The organism is Roseateles puraquae (assembly GCF_002205845.1).
Taxonomy (GTDB): domain Bacteria; phylum Pseudomonadota; class Gammaproteobacteria; order Burkholderiales; family Burkholderiaceae_C; genus Pelomonas; species Pelomonas puraquae.
Genome location: NZ_NISI01000011.1, coordinates 21,155 through 37,300 on the forward strand (window position 1 = coordinate 21,155; position 16,146 = coordinate 37,300).

Below are 16,146 nucleotides of genomic sequence, written 5' to 3' on the forward strand. Positions count from 1 at the left end.
GCGGCAGAATGCGCTGCATGAAGCTCAACACGCGCATCGTCGTCCTGGCCCTGGCGGGCTTGTCTGCATGGGCCGCCCTGCCCGCCTCGGCGGCAGATCCCCTGGCGCCCTACCCCGTGTCCGTCTGGAGCCGCGTGCTGTTCGGCCCCGATGGCAAGCCGCAGACGCTGGAGGTGGTGGACGCGGACCAGTACCCCGCGGGCTTCGTGCAGAACGTCAAGCAGCGCGTCGCCCAGGCCACCATCCAGCCGCCGGTGGTGGACGGCAAACCGGTCACGCTGCGCTCGGGCGTGGAGATGCGCTTCGTGATCAGCCCCAAGCCGGAAGGCGGCGCCCAGGTGCGGGTGGATGGCCTCACCGTCGGGGCGCTGCCGGTCAAGCGCTATCTGGCCGCCTACCCGGCCGACATCGCCGCCACCGGCGGATGGGAGGGCGAGGTGACCGGTGTGTGCACCATCGGCACCAATGGACGCTGCCGTGTGGTGGATGTGTTGGCCACGGCCGGCATGCCCGAGAGCGTTCGCCGTTATGCCAAGGTGTCGCTCGATGGCTGGCAGTTCGAGCCGCAGGAAGTGGACGGCAAGCCGGTCGAGTCGGAGTACCGGCTCGTCATGCGCTTGAACACGCTCGACACGGCGCCTGAGGATTTCCGCCAGGACAAGTTCCAGCGCCTGCTGAAGGGCAAGTGAGCGTGGCCTGGTTGCTGCTCGTCGTCGCCGGGTTGTTGGAGGTGGGCTGGGCCATCGGCCTGAAGTACACCGAGGGCTTCACGCGCCCGCTGCCCACGGCTGCCACCGTGGCTGCCATGGTCGCGAGCGTGGGCCTGCTGGGCGTGGCCATGAAGACCCTGCCCGTGGGTACGGCCTACGCGGTGTGGGTGGGTGTGGGCGCGGTCGGGACGGCCGCGCTGGGCATGGTGCTGTTCCAGGAGCCGGCGACGGTGGGCCGCCTGGTGAGTCTCGCGCTCATCGTGGCGGGCATCGTGGGGTTGAAGCTGGCCAGCTGAGGCCGGCGGGCGTGCTTTTTCCCGCTGTCGCATGCGCGCGACTGGTGCTGGTTTTTGGCCGGCATAGTCGCGCCTGGAGGACACGACATGAGCGCAGTGATGGATGGATCGATGGTGTATTGCCGGGGTTGCGGAAAGCAGCTCCACGTCACGGCGGTGACCTGCCCGCAGTGTGGCGCGCCGCAGCAGGCGGCGGGTGTGTCCGACAAGAAGATCCTGCCGGCGTTCCTGCTCTGCTTCTTCCTCGGCTGGCTGGGCGTGCACCGGTTCTACGTCGGCAAGATCGGCACCGGCATCCTGCAGATCATCACCTTCGGCGGCCTGGGTATCTGGTACCTGATCGACTTCATCATGATCATCGTCGGGGCCTTCACCGACAAGTCGGGCCGCAAGCTCACGCAGTGGGTCTGATGGGCCGCGGCGCCCCAGGCGTTCACGCCATCCCGGTTGACCGCAAAGCCCACCTCAGCATCTGGCCCGCATGAAAGATAGCTCGTCCGGCGGTTCGGACTCCTGGCGTCGTGGCTTACCCCTGCTGAATCCGGCTTGGTACGGGGCGCCCGCATTGGTCTACTACCTGGGCATGTCGGGCAAGGCGGAGCACCTCCGGTCCGTGCCTTTCATCCACGACGTCGCCCGATGGCTGTACCACCCATCGGTGCCGAAGCTGCCAAGCGGGTGGCCTCGACCTCCGATGGAGGCCTTGCCGCCACCGTTGCCGCCGCACGCTTTGATCGCCGGTCTTTCGCTGGTGTTGCTTCCGGCGGCTGTTGCTGGCGTGTTCTGGGTGTTGTGGCCGCTGCGACATCAGGTTGCGCAAACACAGCTCAAGAGCAACTCACGCCCGCACAGGTTCTATGAAGTGGGCGCCGTGCTCTCGTTTTGCCTTTTCTTCTGGGGCACCCTGTGGAGCCCGGACCCGGGCAGCTGCACGCGCTGCCCAGCGCCGAACACATCGTTTCATTGGTTCTTGGCCGCGGGTGGGCTTTTCGTGATGTCGCTGCTGCCGTACTTGATCGCGTTGTCCTTGTACGTGCGGCTGGCCTTCTGGACACGCGATACCGAGCCCAGGCGCCAGGCGGCCGCGTTCAACAAGTCGCCGCCGAGCGATGGGTGATGTTGAGCGCTTTCCTGCGCGTGCTGTTCGACAAGGCGGATGGGCCGGCGTCAATGCGCCTGGGCCGGCACGTTCCAGCGCCGCGTCACGTCGCCGCGGGCGTTCACGCTTTCCAGGTTGACCGCAAAGCCCCACAGCCGGCCGACGTGCTTGAGCACTTCCTGTGCGCTGTCGTGCAGCGGGCGGTTGAGGTGCTGGATGTGGCGCAAGGTGAGGGAGCGGTCGCCGCGCAGGTTGACGTTCCAGACCTGGATGTTGGGCTCGCGGGTGGAGAGGTCGTACTGGCGTGACAGCGCCTGGCGCAGGTGGCGGTAGCCGGTCTCGTCGTGGATGGCCGAGATCTCGTATTCGGCCTTGGCCTCGTCGTCGAGGATGGCGAAGAGCCGGAAGTCGCGCATGACCTTCGGGCTCAGGTACTGGCCGATGAAGCTCTCGTCCTTGAAGTTGCGCATCGCATGGTCGAGCGTGGGCAGCCAGTCGCTGCCGGCGATGTCGGGGAACCAGGCGCGGTCTTCTTCCGTCGGCGCCTCGCAGATGCGCTTGATGTCGGTGTACATCGCAAAGCCGAGCGCGTAGGGGTTGAGGTTGGCGCCGGGGTGCTGGTAGACGACGTTGGTGTGGGACTTGAGCCACTCGATCATCATGCCGTCGGAGAGGTACCCGTCGTCGTACATCTGGTTGAGCAGCCGGTGGTGCCAGAAGGTGGCCCAGCCTTCGTTCATGACCTGGGTCTGGCGCTGCGGGTAGAAGTACTGCGCGATCTTGCGCACGATGCGCACGATCTCGCGCTGCCAGGGTTCCAGCAGTGGTGCGTTCTTCTCGATGAAGTACAGCAGGTTCTCCTGCGGCTCCTCGGGGAAGCGGCGGCTCTCGGCGGCCTCATCGGGCCGGTCGGGCTTCTTCGGCAGCGTGCGCCAGAGGTCGTTGACCTGCATCTGGGCGTGGTGCTCGCGGTCCTTGAGGCGTGCGCGTTCCTCGGCGAGGGATAGCTTGGCCGGGCGGCGGTAGCGGTCCACGCCGTGGTTCATCAGCGCGTGGCAGCTGTCGAGCAGGGTCTCCACCGCGTCCAGGCCATGGCGCTCCTCGCAGTCGGCGACGTAGTTCTTGGCGTAGACGAGGTAGTCGATGATGGACGAGGCGTCCGTCCACATGCGAAAGAGGTAGTTGCCCTTGAAGAAGGAGTTGTGCCCGTAGCAGGCATGCGCGATGACCAGCGCCTGCATGGCCAGCGTGTTCTCCTCCATCAGGTAGGCGATGCAGGGGTCGGAGTTGATGACGATCTCGTAGGCCAGGCCCATCTGGCCGCGCTTGTAGTTGCGCTCGGTGGCGATGAACTCCTTGCCGTAGCTCCAGTGCCGGTAGTTCACGGGCATGCCCACGCTGGCGTAGGCGTCCATCATCTGCTCGGCAGTGATGACTTCCAGCTGGTTGGCATAGGTGTCCAGTCCGAAGCGCTCGGCCGTCTGCTTGATGACGGCGTGGTACTCCTCGATGAGGTCGAAGGTCCAGTCGTTGGGCGAGGGCAGGGGCTGGCCGGGCCGCTGCAGCAGCGGCAGCATCTGGCGCAGGGGGTCGCGCTGGCGGCGCTCGGCCATGCCGGGCGGCGGCTTGGCCACGCGCTCGGGGTGGCGGCGGTCTTCAAGTGAACTCATGCAGCGGCCCCCTCTTTCTTGAACAGGTCGCGGAAGACGGGATAGATCTGCGAGGCCTCCACCGCCTTGCGCATCGCGAAGTGGGGCACGTCCTCGGCCAGCTTCTCGTACTCCTCCCACAGGTTCTGCTCGGGCTCGGCGACCTGCACATAGGCGAAGTAGCGGGTGAGCGGCAGGATCTTGTCGGCCAGCAACTCGCGGCAGCGGCCGCTGTCGTGGTGCCAGTTGTCGCCGTCGCTGGCCTGCGCGCCGTAGATGTTCCACTCGGTGGGCGAGTAGCGCTCGCGGATGATCTGCTCCATCAGCACCAGCGCGCTGGACACCACCGTGCCACCGGTTTCCGTCGCGTGGAAGAAGTTCTGTTCGTCCACCTCCTGCGCCTGGGTGTGGTGGCGGATGAAGACCACGTCGATCTTCTCGTAGTGCCGCGTGAGGAAGAGGTAGAGGAGGATGAAGAAGCGCTTGGCGAGTTCCTTGCGGCTTTCGTCCATCGAGCCGGAGACGTCCATCAGGCAGAACATCACCGCCCGCGTGGTGGGCACCGGGATGCGCACCCGCGCGCGAAAGCGCAGGTCGATGGGGTCGAGGAAGGGGATGGCGTCGAGCCGGGCGCGCAGCACCGTGATGCGCTCACGGGTCTCGGCCAGCAGGCGCGGGGTTTCGGGGCGGTCTTCCTTGAGCAGCTCCTGCTCGCGGGCTTCGAGCTCGTGCAGCTCCCGGCGCTTGTCCATGCCGAGCGCAATGCGCCGGCCCAGGGCACCACGCATGGAGCGCACCACGTGCAGGTTGGTGGGCGTGCCGTCCGACACGAAGCCCGCGCGCTGGCTCTTCCATTCGGGCGTGTCGGCGAGCGTCGTGCGGGCGAGGTTGGGCAGGGCCAGGTCATCGAAGAAGACCTGCATGAACTCTTCCTTGCTGAGGTGGAAGACGAAGTCGTCCTCCCCCTCGCCCTGGTCGCTGGCCTGGCCACCCCCGCCGCCGCCGCCTTGCCCACCTTTGGGCTTGGCGATGCGGTCGCCCTTCACATACTCCTGGTTGCCCGGCCGCACGACCTCGCGCACGCCGCCGTCCCCATGGCCGAAGACGGGCTCTGACAAGTCCTTCTTGGGGATGTGCACCTCTTCGCCGCGCTCCATGTCGCGGATGCCGCGCCCGTCCACCGCGCGCTTGACGGCCTCGCGGATCTGCTCCTTGTGCCGGCGCAGGAAGCGCTCGCGGTTGCCGATGGACTTGTTCTTGCCCGACAGCCGTCGGTCGATGATTTGCTGGAGGGACATGCAGACTCAGTCCAAACAAGGCCGCAGAGGCACAGAGACACAGAGAACGCGCACCGGTTCACAGAGCCCGATGTCTCTGTGCCTCTGTGTCTCTGTGGCTGTGTTCATCGCGTCAGGCCATCAGGAGCTCTTGCGAACGCGCAAGTACCACTCGCACAGCAGCCGCACCTGTTTGGCGGTGTAGCCCTTGTCCACCATGCGCTGCACGAAGTTCTCGTGCTTCTTGGCGTCCTCGGCGCTGGCCTTGGCGTTGAAGCTGATGACGGGCAGCAGTTCCTCGGTGTTGGAGAACATCTTCTTCTCGATGACGGTGCGCAGCTTCTCGTAGCTGGTCCACAGCGGGTTCTTGCCCGCGTTGTTGGCGCGCGCCCGCAGCACGAAGTTGACGATCTCGTTGCGGAAGTCCTTGGGGTTGGAGATGCCCGCGGGCTTCTCGATCTTCTCGAGCTCGGCGTTCAGCGCCGCGCGGTCGAAGACCTCGCCGGTGTCGGTGTCGCGGTACTCCTGGTCCTGGATCCAGTAGTCGGCATAGGTCACGTAGCGGTCGAAGATGTTCTGGCCGTACTCGCTGTAGCTCTCCAGGTACGCGGTCTGGATCTCCTTGCCGATGAACTCGGCATAGCGCGGCGACAACTGCTCCTTGATGAAGCCGACGTACTTCTCCTCCAGCTCCTTCGGGAACTGCTCGCGCTCGATCTGCTGCTCCAGCACATACATCAGGTGCACCGGGTTGGCCGCGACCTCGGCGGGGTCGAAGTTGAAGACCTTGGACAGGATCTTGTAGGCGAAGCGCGTGCTGATGCCGCTCATGCCTTCATCGACACCGGCGTAGTCGCGGTACTCCTGGTAGCTCTTGGCGCGGGGGTCGGTGTCCTTGAGGTTCTCGCCGTCGTAGATCTGCATCTTGGAGTACAGCGACGAGTTCTCGGGCTCCTTCAGCCGCGTGAGCACCGCGAACTGGCTCATCATCTTCAGCGTGCCGGGCGCGCACTTGGCCTCGGCGAGCGACGAGCCGCGGATGAGCTTCTCGTAGATCTTGACCTCTTCGCTGACGCGCAGGCAGTAGGGCACCTTCACGATGTAGACGCGGTCGAGGAAGGCCTCGTTGTTCTTGTTGTTGCGGAAGGTCTTCCACTCGCTCTCGTTGCTGTGCGCGAGCACGATGCCATCGAAGGGAATGGCGCCGAAGCCTTCGGTGCCCTTGTAGTTGCCCTCTTGCGTTGCGGTCAGCAGCGGATGCAGCACCTTGATGGGTGCCTTGAACATCTCGACGAACTCCAGCAGGCCCTGGTTGGCCAGGCACAGGCCGCCGGAGTAGCTGTAGGCGTCGGGGTCGTCCTGTGCGAACGTCTCCAGCTTGCGGATGTCGACCTTGCCGACGAGGCTGGAGATGTCCTGGTTGTTCTCGTCACCCGGCTCGGTCTTGGCCACGCCGAGCTGCTTGAGCACGCTGGGGTAGCGCTTCACGACCTTGAACTTGCGGATGTCGCCACCGAACTCGTCCAGGCGCTTGACGGCCCAGGGCGACAGGATGCGGTTGAGGTAGCGGCGCGGGATGCCGTAGTCGCGCTCCAGCAGCGGGCCGTCTTCCAGCGGGTCGAACAGACCCAGGGGAGATTCGTTCACCGGTGACCCGGCCAGCGAGTAGAAGGGCACGTGCTCCATCAGGGTCTTCAACCGCTCGGCGATGCTGCTCTTGCCGCCGCCCACCGGGCCCAGCAGGTAGAGGATCTGTTTCTTTTCCTCCAGCCCTTGCGCAGCGTGCCTGAAATAGGACACCACCTGCTCGATGGCTTCTTCCAGGCCATAGAACTCGGCGAAGGCCGGGTAGATCTTGATCGTCTTGTTGGCAAAGATGCGCGACAGCCGCGGGTCGTTGCGCGTGTCCAGCATCTGTGGCTCGCCGATGGCCTTGAGCATGCGCTCGGCGGCGGTGGCGTAGGCCAGGGGGTTGCGTTTGCATTCGGCCAGGTACTCCTCCAGCGTGAGTTCCTCGACCTTGCTGCGCTCGTAGCGCGCTGCGAAATGGCTGATGACGTCCATGCCCGATCTCCTGCGGTGTGAACTCCACAGGGCCACAGGCACGATCCGTGCCCGTGGGGACTGGGGGGTTCTGATCGCGCCTCAACTGCAAGGCGTCATCAGAACTCTCCATCGCCGGCCTGGCGACCAGCTTCGCGCTGGCGCGACGGCCTGATCCCAAGAATAAGCCGCCGCCAACCCACCAACAAATCCGCTCGGGCTTTCGTTGACAGGGTGCGGCCCAGCATACGCCCGCGGGCGAGGCAAGACCTGTCACTTCCTGTGCAAACCACACCCAGCTGCGGGGTTTCGCACAGCGAGGCTTCGGTGTGCGTGATTCGCCGAAGCCGGGTTGTTACGAACGCTGCCGTGGCAAGGTGACGCTAGCATCATGAAAGCGTTTTCAGAAGGCTCTCAAACCCAGGGTGACTGCGCGTCTGCCAGCGACGCGCGGCGCCTGCCACTGCTGTCCGCCATGCGACCTCGACACCTGCTGCGCCACGCCGCCGCCTTGGCCTGCGCGGCATCGACTGCCTGCGCCTTCGCAGCACCGGCCGACACCGCCCGCTCGCCCATGAAGATCACCGTGCAAGGCACCCAGATCGCCGGCCCTGACCAGGACGACCGCGGCGAGCCCGACTGGCTGGCGCGCATGAACAACTGGCGGCGCGATCCCGCCGGCACGCATGCGGCCTGGCTGCAGGCGATGCAAGCCTGGCGCGAGGCCGAGCGCCGCCGCATCGGCTTCGACGATGCCCAGTACCGCCGGCCCGAGCTGCAGTGGACGCAGCGCAGCTTCGTGCAGCCGCAGGTGATGGTGGAAGACCGCCTGCTCTACGACCCGGTCAAGCGCGTGTACACCGTGTCACGCCTGCTCGACGACCTGCGCCAGCGCTACGGTGGCATCGACAGCGTGTTGCTGTGGCCGGTCTACCCCAACAGCGGCGTCGATCACCGCAACCAGTGGGACCTGCTGCGCGACATGCCCGGTGGTGTGGCCGGCGTGAAGGCGATGGTGCAGGACTTCCAGCGCCAGGGCGTGCGGGTGTTCTTCCCCACGATGCCTTGGGATGTGGGCACGCGCGACGAAGGCCTCAGCCAAGCCGAGGCGACGGTGGCGCTGCTGGCCGCGATTGGTGCGGATGGCGTCAACGGTGACACCATGCCCGGCCTGCCGATCGACTTCCTGCGGGCCGCCGAGGCGCGCGGCCTGGCGCTCGCGCTGGAGCCCGAGCTGCCGCTGCAGGACGACGCCATGCTCGCCTTCAACACGCTGAGCTGGGGCTACTGGGCCACGCCCTTCGTGCCGATGGTGAGCAAATGGAAGTGGCTGGAACCGCGCCACATGGTGCATGTGTGCGATCGCTGGGCCACCGACCGCAGCGACCTGCTGCAGGCCGCTTTCTTCAACGGCGCGGGCATTCAAAGCTGGGAAAACGTCTGGGGCTGGTGGAACGGCATCACGCCGCGCGACGCTGCGGCCTTGAAGCGCATCGCGGGTGTGTACCGCGGCTGGCCGGCCCTGCTGTCGAGTGCCGGTTGGGAGCCCCATGTGCCCACCGGTCAGTACGGTGTTTATGCCAGCCGCTTCCCCGGCGAGGCCGAGACGCTGTGGACGGTGGTCAACCGCAACGACTTTGCCGTGGCCGAGTTGCCGCTGCGCGTGGCGCATGTGGCGGGCGCGCGCTACCTGGATGCCTGGAACGGCCGCGAGCTGCAGGCCGAGGTCGGCGCCGACGGCCTGGCCCGGGTGACCTTGTCACTGGAGCCGCGTGGTTATGCCGCGTTGGTGCAGGTGCGCACGCCGGCCGCCTTTGACGCCGCCGCGCCGGTGCTGAAGGCGCAGCGGGCGATGGCGGCCAAGCCGCTGGCTGCCTACTCGCGCGAATGGAAGGCCTTGCCGCAGCGCCTCGTGCCGCAGGCGGCGACACCCCGCGTGAAGGTGCCGCCGCCGGGCATGGTGACCGTGCCGGCAACCCAGGCCTTCGACTTCCGCGTCAGCGGCTTGCAGATCGAAGGCGAGAACCGGCCGGGGCTCGACGTGCAGTACCCGTGGGAGTCGGTCGCGCGGCGCGAGCATGTGCACCGCATGGCCGTGCCGGCGTTCCACATCGACCGGCATCCGGTCACCAACCAGGACTTCGCCCGCTTCCTGCAGGCCAGCGGCTACCGGCCCGCGGATGCGCACAACTTCCTGACGCATTGGTCGAGCGGCCAACCAGCACCCGCCGACCTGCGCCGGCCGGTCACCTGGGTGGGCCTGGAAGATGCACGCGCCTACTGCCGCTGGGCCGGCAAGCGCCTGCCGCATGAGTGGGAATGGCAGTACGCCGCCCAGGGCCTGGACGGGCGGCGCTACCCCTGGGGCAATGACTGGCGCGAAGGCCACACGCCGGCCGCGCACACCGCACGCAGCCTGCCCGTGCTCGCCGAGGTGGGCCAGTACCCGCAGGCGGCCAGCCCCTTCGGCGTGCAGGAGCTGGTGGGGCACCTGTGGCAGTGGACGGACGAGTTCGAGGACGACCGCACCCGCGCCGCCATCGTGCGGGGCGGCAGCCCCTACCAGCCGCAGGGCGCGTCCTGGTACTTCCCGAACACGCAGCGCCTGGACCAGCACGGCAAGCTGCTGCTGATGGCCCCGTCCAAGGACCGCTCGGGGCTGATCGGCTTTCGCTGCGTGGCTGACACCTGAGCCCGCGCGGGGCCCGGCGGGGTCAGCTCGCTTCGCCGCGCAGCTTGTCGAGGATGCCGGAGAGGGCGTCCAGGGAGTCGAAGTGGATAGCCAGCTCGCCACTCTGGCCGCCCTTCTTGGTGCGCTTCTTGACGCGCACTTCCACCGTGGCGCCGAGCGCGTCGGCCAGCTCTTCTTCCAGGCGCAGCACGTCGCGGCTCTTGTCAGTCTTCACGCGCAGCAGCGGCGTCTGGCGGGCCGAGCCCTGGGCCTTGGCGACGAGCTTCTCGGCCTCGCGCACGCTGAGCTTCTTGGCGGCGATCTCGCTGGCCGTGGTGATCTGCGTGGCGCCATCCAGCGGCAGCAGGGCGCGGGCGTGGCCCATGTCCAGGTCGCCGGCCATCAGCATGTTCTGCACCGGGGCGGCCAGGTTGAGCAGGCGCAGCAGGTTGCTGGCGGCGCTGCGCGAGCGGCCCACCGCCTGCGCAGCCTGTTCGTGCGTGAGGCCGAACTCTTCGGTCAGGCGCTTCAGGCCCTGGGCCTCTTCCAGCGGGTTCAGGTCTTCGCGCTGGATGTTCTCGATGAGGGCCATGGCGGCGGCTGACTCGTCGGGCACCGCCTTGACCAGCACCGGGACCTCGCGCAGCCCGGCGAGCTTCGCTGCACGGAAGCGCCGCTCGCCCGCGATGATCTCGTAGCCCACCGCGCCGTTGGGCGTGATCGGGCGAACCAGAATCGGCTGCATGATGCCCTGGCCCTTGATGCTCTCGGCCAGCTCGTAGAGCGAGCCTTCGTCCATGCGGGTGCGCGGCTGGTACTTGCCGGCCTGCAGTTGCTCCAGCTTGAGCGTGCTGGGCGTGCCCTCGCGTTCGGGCGCGGGGGTGTCGCTGACTTTGGGGCCGAGCAGGGCTTCGAGGCCGAGGCCGAGGCCTTTGGGTTTCTTGGTCGCCATGGGGGCGGATTGTCGTTCAGCCCTTCAACAGGCCGTGCAGCAGCTCGCGGCCCTCGGGCCAGTCGCCCAGGCCCGAGTCGGCATTCAGGTGGCCGCGCGGCCCCGCGATGACGACGCTGCTGCCCCAGTCGGCCGCCATCTGGGTGCTGCGCTCGGCGGCGCCGTAGGGGTCGTCGCTGCTGATGACCGCGACGCTCGGGAAGGGCAGGCGCGTGCGACGGATGGGCCGCCAGTTGTGCAGCTGCGGCGGGGTGTCTTCACGCTCGGTGTCGGGTGGCGCCACCAGCAGCGCGCCCTTCACACGGGCGGTGTGCTGCGAATGCTCGGCCCAGCTCGCCACCAGCTGGCAGCCCAGCGAATGCGCCACCAGCACGGCCGGCGCGTCGTCCTGCAGCAGCACCTCGTCCAGCCGGGCCATCCAATCGCCGCGCCGGGGCCAGTGCCAGTCGTGCTGTTCCACCCGCTGGTCGCCATGCAGGCGCTCCCAACGGCTTTGCCAATGCTCGGGGCCGGAGTTCTGCCACCCGGGCAGCAGCAAGACGCGCGATGAATTCATGGTTTGCCCTTATCCTGACGGGCTCGATTCTCAGCGGTTGGAGCAGCGGCGATGACGTTCAAGGTGTTTGTGGATGGACAAGAGGGCACGACGGGTCTGCGGATCCATGAATACCTCGCCGCGCGCAGCGACATCGAGGTCCTGAAGATCGACGCCGACAAGCGCAAGGACCCTGCCGAGCGCTCGCGCCTGCTGAATGCGGCGGACGTGGCCTTCCTGTGCCTGCCGGACGCCGCCTCGCGCGAGGCGGCCTTCATGGTCAACAACCCCAACACCTGCCTGATCGACGCCAGCACCGCGCACCGCACCGCGCCGGGCTGGGCCTTCGGCTTGCCGGAGCTGGCGCGCGGCCAGCGCGGCGCCATCCAGGCCAGCAAGCGCATTGCCAACCCGGGCTGCCATGCCAGCGCCTTCATCCTGGCGGTGCGGCCCCTGGTGGACGCCGGCCTGCTGCCGCGCGACGCGGCCGTGACGGCCACGTCCATCACCGGCTACTCCGGCGGCGGCAAAAGCATGATTGCGGAGTACCAGCAGCAGCCGCTGCCGGCCCACCTGCAGGCGCCGCGCCCCTATGGCCTGGGCCTCAAGCACAAGCACCTGCCCGAGATGATGGCTCACACAGGCCTGGCCACGCCGCCGGTGTTCATGCCCATCGTCAGCAGCTTCTACAAGGGCCTGACGGTCAGCGTGCCGCTGCAGCTGAGCCAGCTTGCGCCCGGCACGACGCCTGAGGCCGTGCACGCCGCCCTGGCTGCACACTACGCCGGCGAGCGCTTCATCAACGTGATGCCGCTGCGCGACGCCGCCACGCTGGAGGCGGGCTTCTTCGACGTGCAGGCCTGCAACGACACCAATCGCGTGGACCTGTTCGTCTTCGCGTCTGACACGCAAGTGCTGGTCATGAGCCGGCTGGACAACCTCGGCAAGGGCGCCAGCGGCGCGGCCGTGCAGGCAATGAACGTCCACCTCGGGGTGGAGGAGACGCTGGGTCTGGTCTGACCCGAGGCCGGCGCCCGCGCGGATGGCGATACTGCGGCCATCCATAACCACACAGGCGCAGGGAAGGCGACGGATGGGGACAGCGAGGTCATCGCCGCAGGCGCTGCAGCCGCTGCTGGGCGGCGTGCATCTGGCCAGCGCGGCCGACCGCCACGGCCGCTCGGTCGCCGAGGCTTCTGATGACGGGCGCCAGCTGCTGGCCCAACAGGCCTTGCGTTGGACCTATGTCGTGCGCTCGCGCCAGCGTTGGGTGCACGACCCCGCCCTGCGCGAGCAGCTCGAGGCCTCGGCCCGCGACAGCCTCGCTGCGCTGGGTGTGAGCGAGGAGGCGCTGCAGGCCCTGGCCCGCGAGCCTCTGGTGGTGGTGCGCATGCCCTATCGGCACGAAGCGCTGGGCTGGGAAGGGCGGGTGCTGCCCTGGGAATACCTGCTCGCCGCCGCCACCCGTGGCCGCCGCCGCAGCCCCACGGGCCGGCCGCGCCCCCTGACCGTCATCCGCGAGCTGCAGGTGCAGCTCGAAGACCAGGGCCGCTGGACCGTGCGCTCGCAGCCTCGCGTGAGCTTGCCGTCGCAGCCGCGGGCGCTGTTCGTGACCGCGCTGCCGCCCGAGTTGCGCACCACCTGGCCTGTGGACGCCGAGCTGGCCCAGTTCCGCCGCGCGCTACCGGCCGATGTGGTGGCCTTGCGGGTGCTCGACTATCCGAGCCTGGACGAATTCGGCCAGGTCCTGCGGGACTTTCAGCCGACCCTGCTGCACATCGCGGGCGTGGACGCCCACCAGGGCCTGCGTGAACTGCAGCGCGTGGCGGGCGGCGGCCGGGTGGTGCAGGTGCTGGGCAGCGACGCCGGCGCGACGCCACGCGACTGGGCCCTCCAGGCGCTGCTGGCTGACCGGCATCAGCGTGTCGACGGACTGCTGTTGCGAGGCTCGGGCGGCCGGCCTCAGCTGGTGCCGGCACAAGCGCTGGCGCGGGCGGCGGCGGGTGCCGCCCGGGGCGCGGAGGTGCCGGTCTACCTGACCACCTTCAACGTGTGGAACAGCGCGGCGCGCCTGGCGCCGCTGATGGTGGGCGAGGGCGCCTCGCTGGCCGCCGTGGGCTTTCAGGACGCATTTGACGACGCGCTGGCGGAGTTCATGCTCGTGCAGTTGTTGCAGGGCCTGTTCGCCAACGGCTTCGACCTGCCGAGGGCCTTCGAGCGGGCCTGGCTCATCGTGCGCGAGCTGCCCGGCGCGGTCGATGCCACCGGCGTCACCTTGTGGGCCGGGGCGCCCGTGCTCGCGCCGCCTGCGGCTGCGACCCGTCGCCGGGCGGTGGTGCCGCGGCCTCAGCCGGCCGTGCAGCGCGCGGCACCGAGCGTGCAGTGCCAGGTCGAGCCGCTGGCCGAACTCAATTACGCCGCCCTGCACAACGGGCAGCCGCTGTTCCGCCAGTTCGTGCTGAGTTGCGACGAGCCGGCGCGGGCGGCGCCGGTGGACGTGGACGTGGTGCTGGACCTGGGGACCGAACAGGTGCGGTTCCAGCGCCACGTCACGCTGCAGCTGCAGCGTGAGAAGCTCACCGACCGCATCCATCTGCCGCTGGCCGCCGACACGGTGCGCAGCATCCGCGAGGCCGTGCAGGCGACGCTGCGGGTGCGCGTGGCCCAGGGCGAGCAGGTGCTGCACGACGACAGCTACCGCCTGCGTCTGCTGCCGGTCGATCAGTGGCGCGACAACGCCCACGACGGGCGCTGGCTGCCGTCCTTCGTGCTCCCGCGTGACCCGGCGGTCAGCCGCATCGTTCAGCAGGCCCAGCGCTACAACCGCGTGCTGCGCGACGACCCCAGCGCCGGCTTCGAGGGCTACCAGGGCGTGCCGTTCACGGCACTGGGCCGCGGAGCGCGCGTCGATGAAGCCTTGCTGCGGCGGGTGGACTGCCAGGTCGAGGCGGTGTGGGCCGCGCTGCTGCACGACGCCCGGCTCAGCTACATCAACCCGCCGCCGGCCTACAGCGAGGGGCGCGATTCGCAGCGGCTGCGCACGCCGTCCGCCGTGCAGGCCGAAGGTTCGGGCACCTGCATCGACCTGGCTTTGCTGTTCGCGGCCTGCCTGGAGTTCATCGACATCCACCCGGTCATCTTCCTGCTCGACGGCCATGCCATGCCGGGCTGGTGGCGCCACGCCAGCTTCCGCGACGAATACCTCGGATTGCGCGAGATGAGCCAGGCCGGCCTGGCCGAGGCGGCCGCCGACACCGGCGCCGACCCGGCGCAGGGCGTGCCCTGGCAGGCGGGCCGCGCGAGCTGGCCCGAGGTGGCGACCTGGATCCAGGAGCGCAAGCTGGTGCCGCTGGAGGCCGTGAAGCTGACGCAGCACGGCGGCTTCATCGAGGCCATCGAAGCCGGCATCGGCGCCCTGGGCGCGGGCAATCGCTTCGAGTCACTGCTGGACATCATGGCGGCACGCCGGGCGCTCGTGACGCCACTGCCGTTGATCGGAGGTGGCGCATGAGCGCGACGCGCGCAACGCGAACAACGCGTGCAGGGCAAGCCGTCGACGCGCAGGCGTCCAGCACGCTGTGGGCGGGCGTGGCGGCGTCGCTGGCCGCGGTGCCGGTGCCTGCCGCGGCCTCGGCCGGACGGCGGGCGCCGGCACCGGCCGAAGGGGCACTGAGTCTCGTGCGCGAGGAGGGGCTGCTGCGCTGGGTCTATGAGCCCGCGGAGCCACGCGCGGCGGCGTCAGCGGGCCGGCGCAGCTGGCGGGTGGATGCCCTTCAGCCGCGCCAGACGGTGCAGCGCTTCCCCATTCCCGAGTTGGGCGACAACCAGGTGACGGCGGCGCTGCAACGGCTGGATCAGCGCCTGAACCCGGTGCTTGCCGGCCTGGACCGGCCGGCCGCGGGCCTGCGGCGCTGGGACGGCCATGGCTGGGCCCCGCTGCCGGCGGGCTTCCTGGCCGGGCTGACGGGGCGCGTGCTGGTGCTGGTGCACGGCACCTTCAGTGCGAGCGCGATGTACGCCCAGGAGTTCGCCGCGACGCCGGCTGGCCGTGCGCTGTGGGCGCGCTGTGGGCAAGCGGGGGCGCCTTATGCCGCCCTGCTGGCTTTTGATCATCCGACGCTGTCGGTCTCGCCCTGGCTCAATGCGCTGGCTTTGTGTGATGCGCTGACCGGCTGCACGGCCGAGTTGGACTTTGTCGGCCACAGCCGTGGCGGGCTGGTGGTGGCCTGGCTGCTGCGCATGGCTCCGGCGTTGCGTGCGCGCCAGGCGGTCTTCGTCGGCTCACCGCTGGCGGGCACCTCGCTCGCAGCGCCTGACAAGCTGCGCCAGGCGCTGGACACGCTCGCCAGCCTGGCCGATGCCCTCACGGCCACGGCAGCCCGTGCCGGCGCGGCCGCGCCGCCGGGTGTGGGGCCACTGGCCCTTGGCGTGGCCGGCCTGGCCTGTGCGCTGGCGCGCGTGCTGCAGTTGGGCGCCCGCAGCCCGCTGGCCGATGCGGCGGTCGGGCTGGTGCCGGGGCTGTTGGCGCAGGGGCGCGTGGCCAACAACCTCGAACTGGCGCAGCTATGGCCGTTGCAGACCCGCGCAGCCCTGCACGCCACCGGTGGCAGCTTCAAGCCCACCGAGGTGGACGAGCCGCTGTGGAAGCTCTGGAAGCGCGTCACCCACCTGAAGGACCAGGGCCTGTACTACGGGGCCGACCTGATCTTTGACCAGCCCAATGACCTGGTGGTCGACAGCGCCGCGATGAACCGCCTGGGCGACCTCACGCTGCCCGCGCCCCAGTGGCGCGACCTGGGCGAGAGCGCGACGACGCATCACTGCAACTACTTCCAGGACGGGGCGGTGCTGGCCTGGCTGGACGCACTTTTGCGCTGAGCGGCGGCTGGCGGCTACCCGGTGCCGGGGCCCGTT

At 68.8% G+C, this 16,146-nt stretch carries 13 protein-coding genes; 8 read left to right on the forward strand and 5 right to left on the reverse strand.

Going from position 1 to position 16,146, the window contains the following annotated elements; translation table 11 throughout:
* Positions 1-17: 17 nt before the first annotated feature.
* From CDO81_RS21605 to CDO81_RS21620, 4 genes are all read left to right on the forward strand, one after another.
* Complete coding sequence (locus tag CDO81_RS21605; protein WP_088485320.1) at positions 18-689, forward strand: energy transducer TonB; 672 nt, start codon at positions 18-20, stop codon at positions 687-689.
* 2 nt (positions 690-691) lie between these two features.
* Positions 692-1,006 carry a quaternary ammonium compound efflux SMR transporter SugE gene (sugE, locus tag CDO81_RS21610; protein WP_088485451.1) on the forward strand — a complete coding sequence of 105 codons (315 nt, stop codon included), beginning with the start codon at positions 692-694 and terminating at the stop codon, positions 1,004-1,006.
* An 87-nt stretch (positions 1,007-1,093) separates the two neighbouring features.
* Positions 1,094-1,417 (forward strand): TM2 domain-containing protein, encoded by a 324-nt coding sequence (locus CDO81_RS21615; RefSeq protein WP_088485321.1) that lies wholly within the window; start codon positions 1,094-1,096, stop codon positions 1,415-1,417.
* Positions 1,418-1,487: 70 nt separating this feature from the next.
* Entirely contained in the window at positions 1,488-2,123 is a 636-nt protein-coding gene (locus tag CDO81_RS21620; protein WP_144397349.1) for a hypothetical protein, read from the forward strand.
* A 50-nt stretch (positions 2,124-2,173) separates the two neighbouring features.
* On the opposite strand, the gene CDO81_RS21625 is transcribed toward CDO81_RS21620, so the two are convergent.
* From CDO81_RS21625 to CDO81_RS21635, 3 genes are all read right to left on the reverse strand, one after another.
* Complete coding sequence (locus CDO81_RS21625; protein ID WP_206602150.1) at positions 2,174-3,775, reverse strand: SpoVR family protein; 1,602 nt, start codon at positions 3,773-3,775, stop codon at positions 2,174-2,176.
* Entirely contained in the window at positions 3,772-5,052 is a 1,281-nt protein-coding gene (locus CDO81_RS21630; RefSeq protein WP_088485323.1) for a YeaH/YhbH family protein, read from the reverse strand. Before CDO81_RS21630 ends, CDO81_RS21625 begins: the two co-directional genes overlap by 4 nt.
* Positions 5,053-5,172: 120 nt before the next feature.
* Complete coding sequence (locus tag CDO81_RS21635) at positions 5,173-7,095, reverse strand: PrkA family serine protein kinase (RefSeq protein ID WP_088485324.1); 1,923 nt, start codon at positions 7,093-7,095, stop codon at positions 5,173-5,175.
* A gap of 454 nt (positions 7,096-7,549) precedes the next feature.
* On the opposite strand from CDO81_RS21635, the gene CDO81_RS21640 reads away from it, so the two are divergent.
* Complete coding sequence (locus tag CDO81_RS21640; RefSeq protein WP_088485453.1) at positions 7,550-9,766, forward strand: SUMF1/EgtB/PvdO family nonheme iron enzyme; 2,217 nt, start codon at positions 7,550-7,552, stop codon at positions 9,764-9,766.
* Positions 9,767-9,788: 22 nt separating this feature from the next.
* Here CDO81_RS21640 and CDO81_RS21645 read toward each other — a convergent pair whose 3' ends face one another.
* Entirely contained in the window at positions 9,789-10,697 is a 909-nt protein-coding gene (locus CDO81_RS21645; RefSeq protein ID WP_088485325.1) for a ParB/RepB/Spo0J family partition protein, read from the reverse strand.
* A 16-nt stretch (positions 10,698-10,713) separates the two neighbouring features.
* A complete protein-coding gene (locus CDO81_RS21650) occupies positions 10,714-11,253 on the reverse strand; it encodes an RBBP9/YdeN family alpha/beta hydrolase (RefSeq protein WP_088485326.1) in 540 nt (179 codons plus the stop codon).
* 51 nt (positions 11,254-11,304) lie between these two features.
* Between CDO81_RS21650 and argC the strand changes: the two genes are divergently transcribed.
* The 3 genes from argC to CDO81_RS21665 all read left to right on the forward strand — a co-directional run bounded on the left by argC (position 11,305) and on the right by CDO81_RS21665 (position 16,110).
* Positions 11,305-12,252, forward strand: coding sequence for an N-acetyl-gamma-glutamyl-phosphate reductase (argC, locus tag CDO81_RS21655; protein WP_088485327.1), 948 nt, complete (start codon positions 11,305-11,307; stop codon positions 12,250-12,252).
* Positions 12,253-12,325: 73 nt separating this feature from the next.
* On the forward strand, positions 12,326-14,743 hold the full coding sequence (locus tag CDO81_RS21660) for a hypothetical protein (protein WP_088485328.1): 2,418 nt from the start codon (positions 12,326-12,328) through the stop codon (positions 14,741-14,743).
* Positions 14,740-16,110: a DUF7379 domain-containing protein gene (locus CDO81_RS21665; RefSeq protein WP_088485329.1), complete on the forward strand. Its 1,371-nt coding sequence runs from the start codon at positions 14,740-14,742 to the stop codon at positions 16,108-16,110. The genes CDO81_RS21660 and CDO81_RS21665 overlap by 4 nt, the downstream gene beginning before the upstream one ends.
* The last annotated feature ends 36 nt before the right edge of the window (positions 16,111-16,146 follow it).